18 protein-coding genes and 1 tRNA gene are annotated in these 18922 nt (G+C 66.5%); 15 read left to right on the top strand and 4 right to left on the bottom strand.

The annotated features are described in order from the left end of the window. Positions 1-1683 carry a DNA repair protein RecN gene (gene recN / locus ACZYSP_RS31705; protein WP_093081836.1) on the top strand — a complete coding sequence of 561 codons (1683 nt, stop codon included), beginning with the start codon at positions 1-3 and terminating at the stop codon, positions 1681-1683. Continuing rightward, complete coding sequence (gene rapZ / locus ACZYSP_RS31700) at positions 1680-2558, top strand: RNase adapter RapZ (RefSeq protein WP_093059700.1); 879 nt, start codon at positions 1680-1682, stop codon at positions 2556-2558. Before recN ends, rapZ begins: the two co-directional genes overlap by 4 nt. 32 nt (positions 2559-2590) lie before the next feature. On the opposite strand, the gene mutY is transcribed toward rapZ, so the two are convergent. The 3 genes from mutY to mutM all read right to left on the bottom strand — a co-directional run bounded on the left by mutY (position 2591) and on the right by mutM (position 6546). Then, positions 2591-3625 (bottom strand): A/G-specific adenine glycosylase, encoded by a 1035-nt coding sequence (mutY, locus tag ACZYSP_RS31695; protein ID WP_093081834.1) that lies wholly within the window; start codon positions 3623-3625, stop codon positions 2591-2593. Positions 3626-3659: 34 nt separating this feature from the next. Next, entirely contained in the window at positions 3660-5621 is a 1962-nt protein-coding gene (locus tag ACZYSP_RS31690) for a dynamin family protein (RefSeq protein ID WP_093081831.1), read from the bottom strand. A gap of 112 nt (positions 5622-5733) precedes the next feature. Next, positions 5734-6546: a bifunctional DNA-formamidopyrimidine glycosylase/DNA-(apurinic or apyrimidinic site) lyase gene (mutM, locus tag ACZYSP_RS31685; RefSeq protein WP_093081828.1), complete on the bottom strand. Its 813-nt coding sequence runs from the start codon at positions 6544-6546 to the stop codon at positions 5734-5736. Between the two features lie 80 nt (positions 6547-6626). On the opposite strand from mutM, the gene ACZYSP_RS31680 reads away from it, so the two are divergent. The 8 genes from ACZYSP_RS31680 to ACZYSP_RS31645 all read left to right on the top strand — a co-directional run bounded on the left by ACZYSP_RS31680 (position 6627) and on the right by ACZYSP_RS31645 (position 13188). Further along, positions 6627-8492 (top strand): tetratricopeptide repeat protein, encoded by a 1866-nt coding sequence (locus ACZYSP_RS31680; RefSeq protein ID WP_307616590.1) that lies wholly within the window; start codon positions 6627-6629, stop codon positions 8490-8492. Between the two features lie 157 nt (positions 8493-8649). After that, positions 8650-9027: a lipoprotein insertase outer membrane protein LolB gene (locus ACZYSP_RS31675; RefSeq protein ID WP_256329674.1), complete on the top strand. Its 378-nt coding sequence runs from the start codon at positions 8650-8652 to the stop codon at positions 9025-9027. Continuing rightward, positions 9024-9905, top strand: a complete 882-nt coding sequence (gene ispE, locus ACZYSP_RS31670) for a 4-(cytidine 5'-diphospho)-2-C-methyl-D-erythritol kinase (protein WP_489018425.1) — start codon at positions 9024-9026, stop codon at positions 9903-9905. The genes ACZYSP_RS31675 and ispE overlap by 4 nt, the downstream gene beginning before the upstream one ends. Before the next feature lie 70 nt (positions 9906-9975). Beyond that, positions 9976-10052: transfer RNA gene (locus tag ACZYSP_RS31665), tRNA-Gln, on the top strand. Between the two features lie 140 nt (positions 10053-10192). Continuing rightward, entirely contained in the window at positions 10193-11167 is a 975-nt protein-coding gene (locus ACZYSP_RS31660; protein WP_081269883.1) for a ribose-phosphate pyrophosphokinase, read from the top strand. 85 nt (positions 11168-11252) lie between these two features. After that, on the top strand, positions 11253-11939 hold the full coding sequence (locus ACZYSP_RS31655; protein WP_093059712.1) for a 50S ribosomal protein L25/general stress protein Ctc: 687 nt from the start codon (positions 11253-11255) through the stop codon (positions 11937-11939). An 82-nt stretch (positions 11940-12021) separates the two neighbouring features. Further along, complete coding sequence (pth, locus tag ACZYSP_RS31650; protein ID WP_093059713.1) at positions 12022-12654, top strand: aminoacyl-tRNA hydrolase; 633 nt, start codon at positions 12022-12024, stop codon at positions 12652-12654. Between the two features lie 36 nt (positions 12655-12690). Beyond that, the gene (locus tag ACZYSP_RS31645) at positions 12691-13188 is read left to right on the top strand and encodes a hypothetical protein (protein ID WP_354338069.1); all 498 of its coding nucleotides are present in this window, start codon (positions 12691-12693) and stop codon (positions 13186-13188) included. On the opposite strand, the gene ACZYSP_RS31640 is transcribed toward ACZYSP_RS31645, so the two are convergent. After that, entirely contained in the window at positions 13185-13460 is a 276-nt protein-coding gene (locus ACZYSP_RS31640; protein WP_093059717.1) for a YfhL family 4Fe-4S dicluster ferredoxin, read from the bottom strand. The genes ACZYSP_RS31645 and ACZYSP_RS31640 overlap by 4 nt on opposite strands. A gap of 103 nt (positions 13461-13563) precedes the next feature. Between ACZYSP_RS31640 and ACZYSP_RS31635 the strand changes: the two genes are divergently transcribed. From ACZYSP_RS31635 to ACZYSP_RS31615, 5 genes are all read left to right on the top strand, one after another. Further along, on the top strand, positions 13564-14514 hold the full coding sequence (locus tag ACZYSP_RS31635) for an ABC transporter permease (protein WP_354338068.1): 951 nt from the start codon (positions 13564-13566) through the stop codon (positions 14512-14514). Next, positions 14511-15386 carry an ABC transporter permease gene (locus ACZYSP_RS31630; protein WP_093079464.1) on the top strand — a complete coding sequence of 292 codons (876 nt, stop codon included), beginning with the start codon at positions 14511-14513 and terminating at the stop codon, positions 15384-15386. The genes ACZYSP_RS31635 and ACZYSP_RS31630 overlap by 4 nt, the downstream gene beginning before the upstream one ends. A gap of 5 nt (positions 15387-15391) precedes the next feature. Further along, a complete protein-coding gene (locus ACZYSP_RS31625; protein ID WP_093059880.1) occupies positions 15392-16381 on the top strand; it encodes an ABC transporter ATP-binding protein in 990 nt (329 codons plus the stop codon). Next, the gene (locus ACZYSP_RS31620) at positions 16378-17205 is read left to right on the top strand and encodes an ATP-binding cassette domain-containing protein (protein WP_093059882.1); all 828 of its coding nucleotides are present in this window, start codon (positions 16378-16380) and stop codon (positions 17203-17205) included. The genes ACZYSP_RS31625 and ACZYSP_RS31620 overlap by 4 nt, the downstream gene beginning before the upstream one ends. 111 nt (positions 17206-17316) lie before the next feature. Next, positions 17317-18810 carry an ABC transporter substrate-binding protein gene (locus ACZYSP_RS31615; RefSeq protein ID WP_093059884.1) on the top strand — a complete coding sequence of 498 codons (1494 nt, stop codon included), beginning with the start codon at positions 17317-17319 and terminating at the stop codon, positions 18808-18810. The last annotated feature ends 112 nt before the right edge of the window (positions 18811-18922 follow it).

The following is an 18922-nucleotide window of genomic DNA, read 5'->3' as shown; positions in this document are numbered from 1 at the left end:
ATGGCGCTGCGACGCATCGCACTGCGCGACTTCGTGATCGTGCGATCACTCGAACTCGACCTGTCCGGCGGCTTCACGGTATTGACCGGCGAAACCGGCGCGGGCAAATCCATCCTGATCGACGCGCTGCAACTGGCGCTGGGCAACCGCGCCGACGCTGGCGCGGTGCGCGAAGGGGCCGAACGGCTCGACGTGAGTGCCGAATTCGACGCCGACCCCGCCCTGGACACCTGGCTCGACGAAGGCGGCTTCGAAGCCGGCGACGCGCTGCTGCTGCGCCGCACCGTCGACCTGCAGGGCCGCAGCCGCGGCTGGATCAACGGCAGCCCAGCCACGGCCACGCAGTTGCGCGAGCTCGGCGACCGCCTGCTCGACATCCACGGCCAGCACGCCTGGCAAAGCCTGACGCGGCCTGAGGCAGTGCGCGGCCTGCTCGACGCCTACGCAGGCGTGCGCACCGATGCGCTCGACGCCGCGTGGCAAAGCTGGCGGCAGGCACTTTCCGCACTCGAACACGCGCGCTCGGCGCAGGACTCGCTGCAGCGCGAACGCGAGCGGCTGCAATGGCAGATTTCCGAAGTCGCCAAGCTCGCACCGGGCGTCGACGAGTGGGAAGAGCTGTCGACCAACCACTCGCGCATCTCCAACGCGCAGGCCCTGATCGACGCGGCCCAGGGTGCCAGCCAGGCACTGGAAGACGACGACAACGGCGCCCTCCCCGCGCTTACGCGCGCGCTCACGCTGCTGCAGAACTGCGAGCACATCGAGCCCGAGTTCCGCGCGCTGGGCGAAGTGCTCGCCTCATGCGTGGCCCAGGCCTCCGACGCTGCCCACACGCTGCACGGCTACCTGCGCGATGCCGACACCGATCCGCAAACCCTGGCCGAGCTGGACGAGCGCATGGGCCTGTGGATGTCGCTCGCGCGCCGCTACAAGCGCCCGCCCGCCGAACTGCCGGCGCTGCTCGCCGGCTGGCAGGCCGAACTGCAGGCGCTGGATGCGCAAAGCGATCTCGAAGGGCTTGAGCGCGCAGAACAGAACGCACAGCAGGCCTACATGAAGGAAGCCAAGGCGCTCGGCAAGGTCCGCAAGCAAGCTGCGCCGCGCCTCGCTCAAGCCGTCACCGATGCGATGCAGGGTCTCGGCATGCAGGGCGGACGCTTCGACGTCGAACTGCAGCCGCTGGCGCAGCCCAGCCGTGCCGGCCTCGAAGACGTGGCCTTTCTCGTGGCCGGCCACACCGGCAGCACGCCGCGCGCCATCGGCAAGGTGGCCTCGGGCGGCGAACTGTCGCGCATTGCGCTGGCCATCGCCGTCACCACCAGCCAGCTCGGCGCGGCGCAGACGCTGATCTTCGACGAGGTCGATGCCGGCGTCGGCGGTGCGGTCGCCGAGACCGTCGGCCGCCTCATGAAGCAGCTCGGCCGCGACCGCCAGGTTCTCGCCGTGACCCACCTGCCCCAGGTGGCCGCCTGTGCCGACCATCACCTCGTTGTGGCCAAGCGCCAGACGGCAGCAGCCGGCAAGGACGGCCCGCGCACCGAGAGCGGCGTGTCGCGCCTCGACGATGACAACCGCGCCAAGGAAATCGCCCGCATGCTGGGCGGTGAGAAGGTCTCGCAAACCTCGCTCGCGCACGCACGCGAAATGCTCGGCCACAAGACCTCGGTGACCGCGCCATGAACCTCGACCTCGTGCTCATCACGGGCATGTCGGGCTCCGGCAAGTCGGTGGCCCTGCATGCGCTGGAAGACGCTGGCTACTACTGCGTCGACAACCTGCCGCCCGAACTGCTGACATCCTTCATCGCCTTGCAGCACGAACAGCAGACGCCGCGCGTGGCCATTGCCATGGACGTGCGCAGCGGCGTCTCGCTACCAATCGTTCCACAGCAGCTCGAAGCGCTGCGGCGCGACGGCGAGATCTCGCTGCGTTCGCTGTTCCTCGACGCGACCACCGACGCCCTGCTGCGCCGCTACTCGGAAACCCGCCGCCGCCATCCACTCTCGCGCCAGGAAGGCCGCACCGACGTGCCCGAGCAGCACCGCGTGCTGATGCAGGCCATCGAGCTCGAACGCGAATTGCTGGCCGACCTGCGCGACGGCGCGGACGTGATCGACACGAGCCTGATCCGGCCGGCGCAGCTGCAGAGCTACATCAAGTCGCTGATCTCCGCGCCGCAAAGCGCGCTGACGCTGGTGTTCGAATCGTTCGCCTTCAAGCGCGGCGTGCCGCTCGATGCGGACTACGTGTTCGACGTGCGCATGCTGCCCAACCCGCACTACGTGCCCGCGCTGCGCCCGCTCACGGGCCGCGACGAGCCGGTGATCGAATGGCTGCGCGAGCACGACGACGTAGCGCGCATGTACAACGACATCGAACAGTTCCTCACGCATTGGCTCGATGCACTGGCGCGCGACCATCGCAGCTATGTGACGGTGGCCATCGGGTGCACGGGCGGGCAGCACCGTTCGGTGTTCCTGGTCGAGCAGCTGGCGCGCTCGTTCGGTGCGCGCTGGGGTGCGCTCAAGCGGCACCGCGAACTCGACGCGGCCTGACTGGACTGATCCGCCGACTAAAGATCGGCTGATTAAGCCTCGCTACCTTCCAGCAGCTTGCGCATCGGCGCCGGCAGGCCCAAGCGGCCCCACTCCTCGGCCTCGACCCATCGCGCGCCATCGCCTTGCGGCTGGCCGCCCTGAAGCTGCACCGGATGCAGATGCAGGTCCTTGTGGGTCAGCACATGCACGAAGGCCGGCAGGTCCTGCACGCCGCGTCGCGCGGCCGTCGGCAGTGCAGCCAGAAGATCTTCGCGGCTGTCGAACACGGGCAGGCAATAGAGCCCGGCCCAGATGCCCTTGGACGGCCGCTTCTCCAGCCACACGCGGCCTTGCGCATCGCGCGCCAGCAGCACCCAGAGCGACTGTGCACTGCGCTTGAGCTTGCGGGTCTTGACGGGGTAGCGCTCCGGCGCGCCTTCCCGCAGGGCCGCGCAGGTCTTGTTGACCGGGCAGATCATGCAGCTCGGCTTGCGCGGCAGGCACACCGTGGCGCCCAGGTCCATCACGCCTTGCGTGTAGCTCGCGATGGCTTCTTTCTGCTCTGCTGGCGGCAGCAATTGCGTTGCCAGGTCCCACAGCGCACGCTCCTGCGCCGCCGAAGACATGTCGCCCGCAAAGCCAAGCACGCGCGTCAGCACGCGCTTCACGTTGCCGTCGAGGATCGCCACGCGCTCGCCGAAGCAGAAGGCGGCAATGGCGGCCGAGGTCGATCGGCCGATGCCGGGCAAGGTGACGAGTTCGGCGGCCGTGCGCGGAAACTCGCCGCCGAAGCGCGCGACGACTTCCTGCGCGCAGCGATGCATGTTGCGCGCGCGGCTGTAGTAGCCCAGCCCGCTCCAGAGCCCGAAGACCTCGTCCTCGGTGCCGGCGGCCAGCGCCTTCACGTCGGGAAAGCGTTCGAGAAAACGCGCGAAGTAGCCGAGCACCGTCGTCACCTGCGTCTGCTGGAGCATCACCTCCGACAGCCACACGCGGTACGGGTCGCGGGTGTTCTGCCAAGGCAGCTGGCTGCGCCCGTGGCTGCGCTGCCAGCTCACGATCTGCGCTGCGAAATCCGGGGGCAATTGCAAGCCAGCAACCGCCGTGGAGGCGGAAGCTTCAGGCCGCACGCAGCTCGCCGACAGTCGCCGCGGCCTGCAGCTTTCCGTGCTGCGCGATCAGCGAAGTGAACTCGCGCAGCTGCACATGAAGCTCGGCGAGATTGCTTTCCTGCGCGGCCAGTTCGATCAGCCGTTCGTCGAGATTGCCCGCCGCGCTCTGGATGCGCTCGATCGCCTCGATGCGCTTGCTGAAGTTGCGGCGGCGCTCCTTGAGCTGCGCGTCGATCTGCGCGCTCGCGCCCTTGCTCCAGCGCTCGACCTCGGTCATGGCTGCTTCGTTGACGAGCCGCAGCCGGCTGGCCAGCGCGCGAACCAGCTTGTCGCAGAAATCGGCCTGCGCGAGCTTCAGCAGGTTGCCCACGCCCAGGTAGTGGATGTGGCTGCGTTCGATCTGTCCCAGCTCCTGCTCGAAGCCCGTCAGGTCGGGCTCGGCCGGCGCCTGCAGGGTGAAGCCCTGCTCGGCATTCAGCTGGCGGAAGGTGGCATGCAGCATCGACTGGATCTCGGCCGTGGTCGCCTGCACCTCGCGCAGGTTGTTGCGCAGCGAATCGAAAGTCTCGCCGTACACCTTGCGGACGTTGAACTTGACGCCCGGGCGCTTGAGCGCGGCCGACAGCCGCACCATGTCGGCCTTGAGTGCAGTGCGGCCGAGCACGGCATACACCTCGCGCAGCAGCTTGCCCTGCACCGAGCGCAGCGCCAGGATGCGCGTGTTGCTGCCTTCGAACTCGGCATGTTCCTGGTCGATGCGCGCACGCATGTGGCGGATCACCGAGACGTTCTTGCCGCGCAGCCCCTGCAGTTCGAGCGCCTGCTCGGCCAGGTCGCGCTGGCGCACTTTCAGGATGCGCTCGGCCTCGGCGCGCAGCGCGGTCATGCCCGCGTCGACCGCGAGCCGCAGCATGGTTTCGCGCTTGCCGAGCACGCCTTCGGCCAGCAACGATTCAAGCGCCGGCAGGCGGCTGGCCTGCAGCAACTGGCCGTCGTGCTGGATCTTGGCCTGCAGCCCCTTTTGCGCGGACACCGGCAGCACCTGCGCCAGCGGCACTTCGAGCAAACGGGCCGCGCCTTCGCGCTGGCGTTCGATCTGCTGCTCGATGTGCGAGGGCGTGCTCAGCGTGTCCCACATCGTGTCGATCTTGTTGAGCACCACGAAGCGCGTGTCGTTGCCTTCGTCCTCGGTGATCAGGTGCTCGCGCCAGATCGAGAGATCGGAGCGCGTCACGCCGGTTTCGGCGCCCAGGATGAAGACCACGGCGTGCGCCTGCGGAATCAGGCTCACCGTGAGTTCGGGCTCGGCGCCGATCGCGTTCAGGCCCGGGGTGTCGAGAATCACCAGCCCCTGCTCCAGCAGCGGGTGCGGCATGTTCAGCACCGCGTGGCGCCAGCGCGGAATTTCGACGCGGCCTTCGGCGTCCTGCACCGGGTTGTCGTCGGGGGTGTCGTCGTTCCAGAAGCCCAGCGTGCGCGCTTCATCCTTGGCGACCCAGCGCACCTCGGCCACCTTGCTCATGGCCTGCGCCAGATGCTCGGCGTTGCCGACGTCGATAGCTATCTCGGTCCAGCGCGTTGGCTTTTCGCGCCAATGGGCCAGCGAATGCGGCTCCAGCCGGGTCTCGATGGGCAGCAGGCGCAGCTTGGGCGCGAGCGCGGCGTCGTAGCCCAGCTCGGTCGGGCACATCGTGGTGCGGCCGGCGCTCGCGGGCATGATGCGCCGCCCGTAGCCGGCAAAGAAGATCGCGTTGATCAGCTCCGACTTGCCGCGCGAGAACTCGGCCACGAAGGCGACCATGACCTTGCTGGTACGGATCTGCGTTTCGAGCCCGCGCAGGCGCTCCGCCACTGCCTGGTCGAGCAGCTCGTTCTCGGTCAGCCAGCGGGACAGCCACTGCAGCCGGTGGGCGAAATTGCTCCGCCACGCACCGTGCTGATCGAGTTGTTGGTTGAAGGAGCGGCTCAAGGGAAATATGTAAGAAACAATTTACAAATATAGCATCGGGAGGCGAACAACCAACGTCTCCAAATTGTTTCTCCTGAGATCCACGTCTGAATCCGACATCCGGACCAGGCGCCTACTTCTGGCAATTGGGGCAATAGTAGGTGGAGCGCTGCCCCTGGCGTAGCTGCCGGATCGGCGTTGCACAAACCCGACAGGGCTCGCCGGCACGGCCATAAACGGTCGCTTCGAGCTGGAAATAGCCATTCTGTCCGTCCACATTGGAGAAATCTCGTAGCGTGCTGCCGCCCTTCTCCACCGCCCGGGCCAGGATTTCGCGCACGGCCGCATGAAGCTTGGCCGCCCGCGGACGGCTGATACGTGCCGCCGACAGCGTTGGCCGGATGCCCGCCTGGAACAACGCCTCCGACGCATAGATGTTGCCCACGCCCACCACCACGTCGCCCGCCAGCAGCACCTGCTTGACGGCGCTCTTGCGCTTCTTCAGGCCGGCGTGGAAGGCGTCGAGGTCGAAGGCATCGCCCAGTGGCTCCATGCCAAGGCCGCCGAGCAGCTTGATCGCCCATGGGGCGGCCTCGTCTTCCACGTAGACCACGGCGCCGAAGCGGCGCGGATCGTTGAGCCGCAGCGTGCCTCGGTCCGTGACCAGGTCGAAATGGTCGTGCGGCCCGGGCGGCGGCAATGCAGCGTCGAAACGCAGGCTGCCCGACATGCCCAGGTGCAACAGCAGGATGCCGCGATCGAGATCGATCAGCAGGTACTTGCCGCGCCGCCGCACCTCGCGCACCTGCCGCCCGACCAGCGCCTCGGGCAGCACCATCAGGGCCCAACGCAGAGGCTTGCCGATGCGCACCGCGTCGATGCGTGCGCCCGCGATGCGGTCGGCAAAGCCGCGACGGGTGACTTCGACTTCGGGAAGCTCAGGCATGAAAAGTAAATCTCCGGCAAATGCGGCGTTGACTAAGCCCCACGCAAGGTTCGTTCAAAAGCCTGGATTATTATGGTCGGATGAATCTTTCGCCCCGCCGACACCGCCTTGCGGCGGCCGCGTCTCTCGCCTTGCTGGCTTGTGCGGTTCACGCACAATCTTCCGCCCCTGCAACCCCCAACGGCCCTGCGCTGACCATCGAACAATCGGCACAGCCGAAGCCCTCGACAAGGCCCAAGCCCATTACAGCCAAGGCCGCCAGCGAACCCGCGCCGCAGCCCTCCGCGCTGACGGCCGACCTGTTCTACGAGATCCTGATGGGCGAGATGACCGCCCGCTCCGGAGATCCCGGCTCCGGCTACGCGCTGGTGCTCGATGCCGCCCGCCGGCTGCGCGACGGCAAGCTGTTCCAGCGCGCGGTCGAGATCGCCCTGCAATCGCGCTCCGGCGACGCGGCCCTCGCCGCAGCACGCGCCTGGCAGGAAGCCCTGCCGACTTCGCGCGATGCACGCCGCATCGAACTGCAGATCCTGATCGCACTGAACCGCATCAGCGAAACCGTCGAGCCGCTGCGCGCCGAAGTGGCGGCCACGTCGCAGATCGAACGCCCGCTGCTGATGGCCGTGATCGTGCGCAATTACTCGCGCGCCGCCGACAAGAAGCTGGCCGCCTCGGTGGTCGAGCAGGCCCTGGTCGACGAGCTGAAGAACCCGACCACCGGCGGACTGGCCTGGGCCACCGTCGGCCGGCTGCGCCTGAATGCAGGCGATGCTTCCGGCGCACTGGAAGCCGCGCGCAAGGGCCAGGAGATCGACCCGAGCTCCGATGCACCCGCTGCATTGGCGCTCGAAATGATCGACCCCGGCCAGCCGCTCGCCGAGCCAATCGTCACGCGCTACCTGAACAACAACCCGAAGGCCACGCCCGACCTGCGCATTGCCTATGCCCGCGCGCTCGTCGAGGACCGGCGCTTCAACGATGCCACCACGCAACTCCAGGCAGTGACCACCTCGCGGCCCGAGCTGGCTGAGCCATGGCTGCTGCTCGGCAGCCTGCAGATGCAGGCCAAACAGGACGCCGCGGCCGAGACTTCGATCAAGCGCTTCATCGAACTGTCGGGCAGCCGCAGCGCCAACAAGGACGCCGATGGCGATGCCAATGACGCCGCCGACCGCAAGCGCGGTGTATCGCAGGCGTACTTCGCGCTGTCGCAACTGGCGGAACGGCGCAAGGACTTCACGGCGGCCGAGCGCTGGCTCGCGCGCGTCGACGGCCCGGACGAACTGGTGGCCGCGCAAACCCGTCGCGCAGCGCTGCTGGCCCGCCAGGGCAAGCTGCCCCAGGCGCGCGAGATCATCCGCGGCCTGCCCGAGCGCACGCCCGACGACAAGAAGCAGAAATTCCTTGCCGAAGTGCAACTGCTGCGCGACGCGAAGCAATACCAGGCGGCCTACGACATGCTCGCCCAGGCCTCGGTGGCGGCGCCGGACGATGGCGACCTCGTCTATGACCAGGCCATGGTCGCCGAGAAGCTCAACCGCCTCGACGACATGGAGCGCCTGCTGCGCCGGCTCATCCAGCTCAAGCCCGAGAGCCAGAACGCATACAACGCGCTGGGCTATTCGTTCGCCGATCGCAAGATCCGGCTCGACGAGGCGCGCACGCTGATCCAGAAGGCTGTGCAGCTGGCGCCGGAAGATCCGTTCATTGCCGACAGCCTGGGTTGGGTCGAGTTCCGGCTCGGCAACACGGCCGAGGCGATCCGCATCCTCGAAGCGGCCTACAAGACGCGGCCCGATCCCGAGATCGGCGCGCATTTCGGCGAAGTCCTGTGGAGCACCGGCCAGAAAGACCGCGCGGTCACGATCTGGAAGGAAGCCCTGCTGAGCGATGCCGAAAACGAGACGCTGCAGGAAACGCTGAAGCGCCTGCGAGTGAAGCCGTAGCATGGCTCACGCTGGGGCATTCGTGCCAACGCAGGCCGGCCACGGCCGCCGTACCCTTTTGGCGGCAGGTGGAGCCGCCTTTCTCCTGATGACAGGCTGCGCGCAGCTGTCTGGCGGCTCTTCCGCACCGAAGACTTCGGACAGCTGGAGCGGCCGGATGTCGCTGCGCATCGAGAGCGAGCCGGTGCAGACCTTCGCTGCGCTGTTCGAGCTGCGCGGCTCCGCCGACTCGGGCGACCTCACACTCACGACACCCATCGGCAGCACGCTGGCGCAACTGCACTGGGCACCGGGCGAGGCCCTGCTGAAAGACGGCAGCAAGACACGTCGCTTCGACTCCGTCGACGAACTGATCGAGGCCGCTACCGGCGCTGCAATTCCGGTCGGCGCCTTGTTCGGCTGGCTCGCGGGCCGCAACGACCCCGTTCCCGGCTGGAAGCCCGATCTTGCGCAGCTCGGCAACGGACGGCTGCAGGCCGTGCGCGAATCGCCGAGCCCCCGGGCCGACCTGCGCATCGTGTTCGAACGGTCATGAAGGCGATCTACGACCTTCCCGCGCCGGCCAAGCTCAATCTCTTCCTCCACATCACCGGCCAGCGCGACGACGGCTACCACCTGCTGCAGTCGGTCTTCATGCTGATCGACTGGTGCGACACGCTGCATGTCGAACTGCGGCGCGATGGGCAACTGAGCCGCGAAGACCTGACGACCGAGCTGCCCGCGGACGACCTGATCGTGCGCGCGGCACGCGCCCTGCAGGCTTTCGCCGCGCCCGGCCAGGGCGCGCATATCAGCGTGGCCAAGCACGTGCCGGCACAGGCGGGCATGGGCGGCGGCTCTTCGGATGCCGCCACCTGCCTGCTCGCACTGAACCGCCTGTGGGGACTGAATCTGCCTCTGTCGCGGCTGGCCCACATCGGCCTGAAGCTGGGCGCGGACGTGCCCTTCTTCCTTGGCGGCCGCAATGCGTGGGTCGAGGGCATCGGCGAGGAAATCACACCGGTTACACTGCCGTCGGCGCGTTTCGCGGTGGTCAAACCACCCGAGGGACTCGATACCCGATTAATTTTTTCGGCTTCCGATCTTCAACGCGCCACACCTGTTGCTATAATCTCGGGCTTTGCTGCAGATAGCGAATCGCTGGAAGCGACGAACCTGGGAAACCCGGTTTTCGACTTCGGCCACAACGACCTGCAGCCGGTTGCCCAGCGACTTTGCCCCGCCGTCACCGACGCCATCGAATGGCTCGGTGCCCAAGGGTTGAAGGCCCGGATGACCGGCTCCGGAAGTTCGGTGTTCGCGAAGATGCCGCAAGCGCCGCAGGAAGCGGAACTGCTCGAAGCCCCCGAAGGCTGGCAGGTTCGTCAATGCAGCAACCTGGAAGTCCATCCGCTCTTGGGATGGGCAACCTGAAGATAATCGGACCGTTCATTCGGTTCGATGCGACATATATCGGTTGATGGTGAAAACCATCGACCCGTGTAGGGGAGTCGCCAAGCTGGTTAAGGCACTGGATTTTGATTCCAGCATGCAAAGGTTCGAATCCTTTCTCCCCTGCCAAATCTTCAACGACTGCGGCCCAACGGCCGCAGTCTTCTTTTGCAGCCCACCCGCTGCAATAATCGGCGGCTCACCGGCCGCCACGCATCACAAACCTTTTGGCGGCTTCCTAAGCCAATTTGCACTGCCGGGACGCGCTCATGCAGGCTAATCACCCTGATTTCATGGTTTTCACCGGCAACGCCAATCCGGGCCTTGCTGCAGAAATCGCGCACAACCTCGGCACCTCGCTGGGCGCCGCTCGCGTCGGTCGCTTCTCCGATGGTGAAGTCACCGTCGAGATCAACCAGAACGTCCGGGCGCGCGATGTGTTCGTGGTGCAGTCGACCTGCGCACCGACCAACGAAAACCTGATGGAACTGCTGATCATGGTCGACGCGCTCAAGCGCGCTTCGGCCGAACGCATCAGCGCCGTGATTCCCTATTTCGGCTATGCCCGCCAGGACCGCCGCCCGCGTTCGAGCCGCGTGCCGATCTCGGCCAAGGTCGTGGCCAACCTGCTGGAAACCGTCGGTGTCGAGCGCGTGCTCACGATGGACCTGCACGCCGACCAAATTCAAGGCTTCTTCGACATTCCCGTCGACAACATCTACGCCTCGCCGGTGCTGCTCGGCGACCTGCGCGCCAAGAACTACGAAGACCTGATCGTGGTCTCGCCCGACGTCGGCGGCGTGGTCCGTGCCCGTGCGCTGGCCAAGCAGCTGAACTGCGACCTTGCCATCATCGACAAGCGCCGTCCGAAGGCCAACGTCAGCGAAGTCATGAACGTGATCGGCGAGATCGACGGCCGCAACTGCGTGATCATGGACGACATGATCGACACGGCCGGCACGCTGGTCAAAGCAGCCGAAGTGCTGAAAGAGCGCGGCGCCAAGAGCGTCTACGCCTACTGCACGCACCCGATCTTCTCGGGCCCGGCCATCGAGCGCATCACGCAGGGCTCGGCCCTGGACGAAGTGGTCGTGACCAACACCATTCCCCTTTCCGACGGCGCCAATGCCTGCGGAAAGATCCGCCAGCTCTCCGTGGCACCGCTGATCGCCGAAACGATCCAGCGCATTGCCAAGGGCGAGTCGGTGATGAGTTTGTTCTCGGACCAGGACAACCTGTTCTGACCCGAGCCAAAGAGCGGGCTTCTTTTCTGAAGCCTTTTTGAACCGGAGTCGCACTGGTCGCGGTGGACTCTCACAGGAGCTAGTTATGAAATTCGTCGCTTTTGAGCGCGCAAAGCAGGGCACGGGTGCGAGCCGCCGTCTCCGCATCTCGGGCAAGACCCCCGGCATCGTCTACGGTGGTGACACCCAGCCGCAACTGATCGAAATCGATCACAACGCGCTGTGGCACGCCCTGAAGAAGGAAGCCTTCCATTCGAGCGTGCTCGAAATGGAACTGGGCGGCAACGTCAGCAAGGTTCTGCTGCGCGACGTGCAATACCACCCGTTCCGCCAGCTGGTGCAACACATCGACTTCCAGCGCGTCGATGCCAAGACCCGCATGACCCTGAAGGTGCCGCTGCACTTCAAGGGTGAAGAAGAATCCGAAGCCGTCAAGATCGACCTGAACCTGGTCAATCACGTGACGACCGAACTCGAACTGAACTGCCTGCCGACCGACCTGCCGGAGTTCATCGAAGTCGACCTATCGGGCCTGAAGAAGAACGGCACCGTCACGCTGAAGGACATCAAGCTGCCCAAGGGCGTGAAGTGGGTCAGCCACGGCAAGGTCAACCCGGTGCTGGCTTCGGCCGTGTCGCCGGCGGCTGAAGAAGTCGACGCCCCCGCTGAAGGCGCTGCCGATGCAGCCGCCGCAGCAGCGCCAGCCGGCAAGGGTGGCAAGGCCGCTCCTGCAGCCAAGACCCCCGCTGCCAAGACGCCTGCCAAGAAGTAATTCGCTTTTTCGCATTCGTTGCTGCAGAAGGCCCGCCCCGTGCGGGCCTTCTGCTTTTCCGGCGACGGGATAATCCACGACCATGATCAAGCTGTTTGTCGGCCTCGGAAACCCGGGCCCCGAGTACGAAGCCACGCGGCACAACGCGGGCTTCTGGTGGATCGACGCCCTCGCGCGCGAGTGGAAACTCAATCTCGTGCCCGAGCGCAGCTACCACGGCCTTGCCGCACGCGCCAACATCGGCGGCCAGAGCATCTGGCTGCTAGAGCCGCAGACCTTCATGAACCTGTCTGGCAAGTCGGTGGCCGCCCTCGCCCGTTTCTTCAAGATCGCGCCCGAGGAAATCCTCGTGGCGCACGACGAGCTCGACGTGGTCCCGGGCCAGGTCAAGCTCAAGTTCGGCGGCAGCCATGCCGGCCACAACGGACTGCGCGACATCCACGCGCAGTTGGGCACCGGCGACTACTGGCGCCTGCGCCTGGGCATCGGGCATCCCGGCGTGAAGTCGGAGGTCGTCAACTGGGTGCTCAAGAAGCCGCTGAAAGAACAACGTGAAGCCATAGAGGACGCCATCACTCGCACCCTGCACGCGATCCCCGCGCTGGTGGCGGGCGAGATGGAGAAGGCGACCTTGGTCATTCACACGAGCAAACCGCCCCGGCCCAAACCGCCGCGGCGGGAGCCCGGCGACGGGGGCACGCCTGCCGCCACCTAGCCGGCCATCGCAGTGCAGGAGGGAGAGAAATAAAAAATGAGTGAAAAGAAGAAAAGAAGAAAAAGAGTAGGAGCGACGGTGATTGCTATCTTTTCAATAGCAATTTGCACCGCATCCATGGGATCCTCAGCCCAGAACGCCGCTCAAACTTGGCGTTGCGGCAGCACCTATTCCGACCAGCCCTGTGAAGGCGGCAAGACGGTGAAGGTGAACGACCACCGCAGCGACGAAGACCGCCGGGCCGCCGACGCCGGCACACGCAGCACCCAGACTCAGGCCGATCGCCTCGAACGCAGCCGGCTGTCGCTGGAGAAAGCAGCCTACGACCGCGACCAGCGGGCTGCGCGGGAGGCCAGGAGCGCAGCCCTTGCGGAAAGACGGCTCGCCATGGCTGAGCAAAGGGAGCACGACCGCGCACGCAAGGCGGCCAGCGAGCCGCGCAAATCCAGCATGAGTTTCAGCGGCGGTCAGAACGCGAAGGCAGCCGGCGACGCGCCTGAACGCAAGAAAAAGAAGCGGAAGTCGGCCGACTAAGCGCCGGTCGAAGCAGCCGTCACCTTGATCGCCGTGAGGCGCTGGTACTTCTGCATCAGCGTCTCGCGGCTTTCCACGTGCTCTGGATTCAGGGGAATGCAGGCCACCGGGCAGATCTGCACGCACTGCGGCTCATCGAAATGGCCGACGCACTCGGTGCACTTGTGCGGATCGATCTCGTAGAACTCCGCGCCCATGTAAATCGCATCGTTCGGGCACTCGGGCTCGCAGACATCGCAGTTGATGCATTCGTCGGTGATCATGAGGGCCATCCCCCGATTATCGCGGGCTCGGCCAGGCGGGCCGCCTGTGAATGACAAAGGCCACATTCAGGGCACACTTGTTGCAGGAGTCAGTTATGCTGCGCCCCGCCCCATGAGTCTGTTTCTATTCAAGCGCCTCGCCACGCTGATCGGCACGTTGATCGGCGCCTCGGTCATCGTTTTCCTCGTCCTCGAGATCTTGCCCGGCAACGCCGCGCAGATGCTCATGGGCCCCGACGCCTCACCCGAAGCCGTCGCGGCGCTGGCCACCAAGCTCGGCCTCGACCAGCCCGCATGGACACGCTACTGGCACTGGATAGGCGGCCTGCTCACCGGCAACCTCGGCGACAGCTACGCCTACAGCTCGCCGGTCCTCGACCTGATCCTGGAGCGCCTCGCGCTCACCGTGCCGCTCGCCATGCTGGCGATGGCCCTCACCGTCGTGATTGCGCTGCTCGTCGGCGTTACGGCCGCTGCGCGCCACAACAAGCTCGGCGACGTCGGCCTGATGGGCATGGCCCAGGTCGGCATCGCCATTCCGAACTTCTGGTTCGCCATCCTGCTGATCCTCGTGTTCTCGGTGCAGCTGCAGTGGTTCTCCGCTGGCGGCTTCGAGGGCTGGGGCGAAGGCATCTTCTCGGGCATCAAGTCGCTGCTGCTGCCGGCACTGTCTCTTGCCGTCGTTCAAGCCGCGATCCTCGCGCGCATCACGCGCTCGGCCGTGCTCGAAGTGATGCGCGAAGACTTCGTGCGCACCGCCCGCGCCAAGGGCGTCTCGCAGCGCGCGGTGCTGTGGACCCACGTGCTGCGCAACGCCATGATCCCCGTCATCACCGTGATGGGCATGCAGTTCTCCGAGCTGCTGGCCGGCACCATCGTGGTGGAGAACGTGTTCTACCTGCCGGGCCTGGGCCGGCTGATCTTCCAGGCCATCAGCAACCGCGACCTGATCGTGGTGCGCAACTGCGTGATGCTGCTGGCGGCCATGGTGGTCATCGTGAACTTCGTGGTCGACGTGCTGTATGCCGTGATCGACCCGCGCATCAAGGCCAGCGACATATGAACGCGATCACAGCTCCGAGCGCTGCTGCGCTCAAGGTCCCCGGCTTCTGGCGCCGCGCGTTGCACCACCGCAGCTTCGTGCTGGGCGGCGCGCTGACGCTGCTCCTGCTGCTCGCCGCTGCCGTTTCGCTGGTCTGGACACCCTGGTCGCCCTACGACATGGACATGGCCAACAAGCTGAAGCCGCCGACGGGCGCGCACTGGCTGGGCACCGACACCTACGGGCGCGATGTGGCCTCGCTGCTGCTGGTCGGCGCGCGCGCGTCCATCCTCGTAGGCGTGATCGCGGTCGGCATCGGCCTCGTGGTCGGCACCGCGCTGGGCCTGCTGGCGGCGGCGAAGCGCGGCTGGGTCGAGGAAGCCATCATGCGGCTCACCGACTTCTCGCTCGCCTTCCCCGCGATCCTCTCGGCCATCATGATGACGGCGGTGTTCGGCGCGGGCATCGTCAACGCGATCATCGCGATCGGCATCTACAACATCCCGACCTTCGCGCGCATCACGCGCGCTTCTGCCAACGCGATCTGGTCGCGCGAGTACGTCGCCGCCGCACGCGCCTGCGGCAAGGGCCCGTTCGCGATCACGATGCAGCACGTGCTGCCCAACATCTCGGCCGTGCTGATCGTGCAGATCACGATCCGCTTCGCCATCGCCATCCTGGCCGAAGCCGCTCTCTCCTACCTGGGCCTGGGCACTCAGCCACCGCAACCCTCGTGGGGTCGCATGCTCAGCGAGGCGCAGACGATGATGTTCCAGTCGCCCCTGCTGGCCGTCTTCCCCGGCATGGCCATCGCACTCGCGGTGCTGGGCCTGAACCTGCTCGGCGACGGCTTGCGCGACCTGCTCGATCCGCGGCTGGCACGCGCAAGGTAAGCAAGATGCCCCTGCTCGAAGTCAAAGACCTGCACATCGAACTGCAGACGCAGCGCGGCCCCGCCGAGGCTGTGCGCGGCATCGGCTTCACGCTGGAGCGCGGCGAAACGCTGGGCATCGTTGGCGAATCGGGCTGCGGCAAGTCGATCACCGTGATGTCGCTGATGGGCCTGCTGCCCTCGACCGCGAAGGTCACGGGCAGCATCCGTTTCGACGACACCGAGCTCATCGGCCGCGACGAGAAAGCCATGTGCCAGATTCGAGGCAATCGCATCGGCATGATCTTCCAGGAGCCGATGACGGCGCTGAACCCGGTGCACACCATCGCGCGCCAGGTCGGTGAACCGCTGCGGCTGCACCGCGGTCTCTCGAAGGCTGACGCTCGCAAGGAAGTGCTCGCGCTGCTCGACCGCGTGGGCATTCCCGACGCGGCTTCGCGCCTGGACGCCTATCCGCACCAGTTCTCCGGCGGCCAGCGCCAGCGCATCGGCATCGCGATGGCGCTCGCCTGCGGGCCCGACCTGCTGATTGCCGACGAGCCGACGACCGCGCTCGACGTCACCATCCAGAAGCAGATCCTCGAACTGATCCAGAGCCTCGTGGCCGAGCGCGGCATGGCGCTGATCCTGATCTCGCACGACCTCGGCGTGATCGCGCAGACGGTCTCGAAGATGCTGGTGATGTACGGCGGCAGCGTGGTCGAGAGTGGCCCGACGGAGGCGGTGTTCGCGCGCCGCGCCCATCCCTACACGCAGGGCCTGTTCGCCGCACGCCCCGCCATCGGTGCACCGCGCGGCCTGCGGCTGGCCACCATCAAGGGCAGCGTGCCCGAGCTGGTCGACCTGCCGAAGGGCTGCCCCTTCGCGGGCCGGTGCAGCTACACCGTCGAGGCCTGCAAGACCACCCGGCCGCCAGCCACGATGCTGCCGCAGGATCACGCGGTGCGTTGCATCCGGCTCGAAGAGATCGCCACGGAAGGGGCCATCGCACCATGAGCACGGCCACCACTCCACCGCTGCTGCAGGTCACCGATCTCGTACGCCACTACGCGCTGCCGCGAGAAAAGCTCTTCGGCCCGCCGCCCACCGTGAAGGCGCTCAACGGCGTGAGCTTCGAGGTGCAGGCCGGCAAGAGCGTGGGCATCGTCGGTGAATCGGGCTCGGGCAAGTCGACCATCGCGCGCCTCGTGATGGCGCTCGACACGCCCACCTCGGGCAGCGTGCGCCTCGAAGGTCGCGATCTGCATGCGCTGCCCAAGGCCGAGCTGCGCACCGCGCGGCGCGATTTCCAGATGGTGTTCCAGGACCCCTACGGCTCGCTCGACCCACGCCAGACCGTGGCGCGCATCGTCGCCGAACCGCTCGAAGCGCTGGCCGAAACCAGCCGCGCCGTGCAGCGCGAACGCGCTTCCGAAGCATTGGCAGCGGTCGGCCTGCGCACCACCGACATGGACAAGTACCCGCACGAGTTCTCGGGTGGACAGCGCCAGCGCATCGCCATCGCACGCGCCCTCATCACGCGCCCCAAGCTCATCGTCGCCGACGAGCCGGTGAGTGCGCTCGACGTATCCGTGCAGGCCCAGGTGCTCAACCTCATGCAGGACCTGCAGCAGCAGTTCGGCATCAGCTACCTGCTCATCAGCCACGACCTCGCGGTGGTCAACCACCTGTGTGACGAGGTCTGTGTGGTGTGGAAAGGCAAGATCGTCGAGCAGGGTCCGCCCGCCGAGCTCTTCCATCACGCCCAGCACGAGTACACGCGCACGCTGCTCGATGCAGTGCCGCGCACGCCCACGGGCGGCACGCTGCTGCCGGCCTGACACCGAAGCGTCGCCCGCAGTCTCTAGGATGAGTGGGTCATAAGCATCTGGTTGCGCTGGCGCCCTGCTCTCGCGGATGATGCTTGCCCCCTGTTCCGAGGACACCGCTTCATGCTCAAACGACGCACCCTGCTCGCCACCGGCGCCGCAGCCCTGACACCGCTGGCCCTGCCGACCATCGCGCTGGCGCAGAGAAAAAAAGATTCGCTGGTGCTCGGCCTCACGCTGGAGCCTACGGGCCTCGACCCCACGGCCAAGGCCGGCGCCGAGATCGCCGAGGTGGTGCTCTACACCGTCTTCGAAACCCTCACCAAGATCAACTCCGACGGCAGCGTCACGCCGCTGCTGGCCGACAGCTGGGAGGTGTCGCCCGACCTGAAGACCGTCACCTTCAAGCTCAAGCGTGGCGTGAAGTTCCAGAACGGCGAACCCTTCAACGCGCAGAGCGTCAAGTTCTCGTTCGACCGCGCGGCCGCGGCCAACAGCACCAACAAGGACAAGCGCACCTTCACCAACATCGCGACGCAGGCGGTCGACGAGCACACGGTGGTGCTCATCACGAAGGAGATCGAGCCCGACCTGCTGTTCCTGCTGGGTCAGGCCTCGGCAATCCAGGTCGAGCCCAAGACCGTAGAGACCAACGCCACCAAGCCGGTCGGCACCGGGCCCTACAGGCTCGACAGCTGGTCCAAGGGCTCGGGCATCGTGCTCGCCAAGTGGGACGGCTGGCGCAATGCCGACACGGTGCAGATCCGCAAGGCCAGCTTCCGCTTCATATCCGAGCCGGCCGCGCAGACCACCGCGCTGCTCTCGGGCGACATCGACCTGTTTCCGCATGCCTCGGTGTCGCGCAGCCTGCCGCAGTTCCAGAACGACAAGCGCTTCCAGGTGGTGTTCAACGCCTCGCGCGGCAAGACCATCCTGGCCATCAACAACAAGCGCAAGCCGCTGGACGACGTGCGCGTGCGCCGCGCGATTTCCGCGGCCATCGACCGCAAGGCGGTGATCGAAGCCGCCGTCGACGGCCGGGGCGTGCCCATCGGCAGCCACTACGTGCCGGGCGCGCCGGGATACATCGACACCACCGGCATCAACCCCTACAACGTCGAGAAGGCCAGGCAGCTGCTGGCCGAAGCCGGCGTGAAGACGCCGCTCGAACTCGAGCTCGTGCTGCCGCCCCCGCCCTATGCACGCCAGGGCGGCGAGCTGATCGCCGCGCAGCTCGCCAAGGTGGGCATCGTCGCGAAGATCCAGAACGTCGAATGGGCGCAATGGATCAGCGGCACCTACGGCAACAAGAACTACGACCTCTCGCTGATCCTGCACGTCGAGCCCTTCGACCTGGTGAACTACACCAAGCCCGAGTACTACTGGGGCTACCAGTCGGCCAGGTTCAACGAGGTCTTCGACAAGGCGCGCAACGCCGCGCGCACCTCCGACCGCCTGCGCTACCTGGGCGACGCGCAGCGGCTGCTGGCGGAAGACGCGGCCAACGTCTTCCTGTACCAGCCGCAGTTCATTACCGTGGCGGCGCGCAACCTGCGCGGGCTGTGGAAGGACACGCCGATCTTCGTGAACGACATCGCGGCCCTGTCCTGGGGCTGACCCGGCTCTATCGCCTACGGGAACGTCCCGAGGAAAAACCGCCCCGCGGGCCGCGCACCGGCTCGCCCCCTGCGAGAGAATGACCGGCTGCGCACGTGGCATCTTTCGTGCT

The organism is Variovorax sp. F042 (genome assembly GCF_057814215.1).
This window is presented reverse-complemented; position numbering and strand designations above follow the sequence as displayed.

Excerpts from the sequence above, each read along its gene's own strand:
- ACZYSP_RS31640 (WP_093059717.1), bottom strand. The coding sequence starts at position 13,460 with ATGGCCCTCATGATCACCGACGAATGCATCAACTGCGATGTCTGCGAG.
- ACZYSP_RS31675 (WP_256329674.1), top strand. The coding sequence starts at position 8,650 with ATGTCGCTGCGCATCGAGAGCGAGCCGGTGCAGACCTTCGCTGCGCTG.
- ACZYSP_RS31645 (WP_354338069.1), top strand. The coding sequence starts at position 12,691 with ATGAGTGAAAAGAAGAAAAGAAGAAAAAGAGTAGGAGCGACGGTGATT.
- pth (WP_093059713.1), top strand. The coding sequence starts at position 12,022 with ATGATCAAGCTGTTTGTCGGCCTCGGAAACCCGGGCCCCGAGTACGAA.
- ACZYSP_RS31660 (WP_081269883.1), top strand. The coding sequence starts at position 10,193 with ATGCAGGCTAATCACCCTGATTTCATGGTTTTCACCGGCAACGCCAAT.
- mutM (WP_093081828.1), bottom strand. The coding sequence starts at position 6,546 with ATGCCTGAGCTTCCCGAAGTCGAAGTCACCCGTCGCGGCTTTGCCGAC.
- ACZYSP_RS31655 (WP_093059712.1), top strand. The coding sequence starts at position 11,253 with ATGAAATTCGTCGCTTTTGAGCGCGCAAAGCAGGGCACGGGTGCGAGC.
- ACZYSP_RS31615 (WP_093059884.1), top strand. The coding sequence starts at position 17,317 with ATGCTCAAACGACGCACCCTGCTCGCCACCGGCGCCGCAGCCCTGACA.
- ACZYSP_RS31625 (WP_093059880.1), top strand. The coding sequence starts at position 15,392 with ATGCCCCTGCTCGAAGTCAAAGACCTGCACATCGAACTGCAGACGCAG.
- ACZYSP_RS31635 (WP_354338068.1), top strand. The coding sequence starts at position 13,564 with ATGAGTCTGTTTCTATTCAAGCGCCTCGCCACGCTGATCGGCACGTTG.
- ACZYSP_RS31680 (WP_307616590.1), top strand. The coding sequence starts at position 6,627 with ATGAATCTTTCGCCCCGCCGACACCGCCTTGCGGCGGCCGCGTCTCTC.
- ACZYSP_RS31620 (WP_093059882.1), top strand. The coding sequence starts at position 16,378 with ATGAGCACGGCCACCACTCCACCGCTGCTGCAGGTCACCGATCTCGTA.
- ispE (WP_489018425.1), top strand. The coding sequence starts at position 9,024 with ATGAAGGCGATCTACGACCTTCCCGCGCCGGCCAAGCTCAATCTCTTC.
- recN (WP_093081836.1), top strand. The coding sequence starts at position 1 with ATGGCGCTGCGACGCATCGCACTGCGCGACTTCGTGATCGTGCGATCA.
- rapZ (WP_093059700.1), top strand. The coding sequence starts at position 1,680 with ATGAACCTCGACCTCGTGCTCATCACGGGCATGTCGGGCTCCGGCAAG.
- ACZYSP_RS31630 (WP_093079464.1), top strand. The coding sequence starts at position 14,511 with ATGAACGCGATCACAGCTCCGAGCGCTGCTGCGCTCAAGGTCCCCGGC.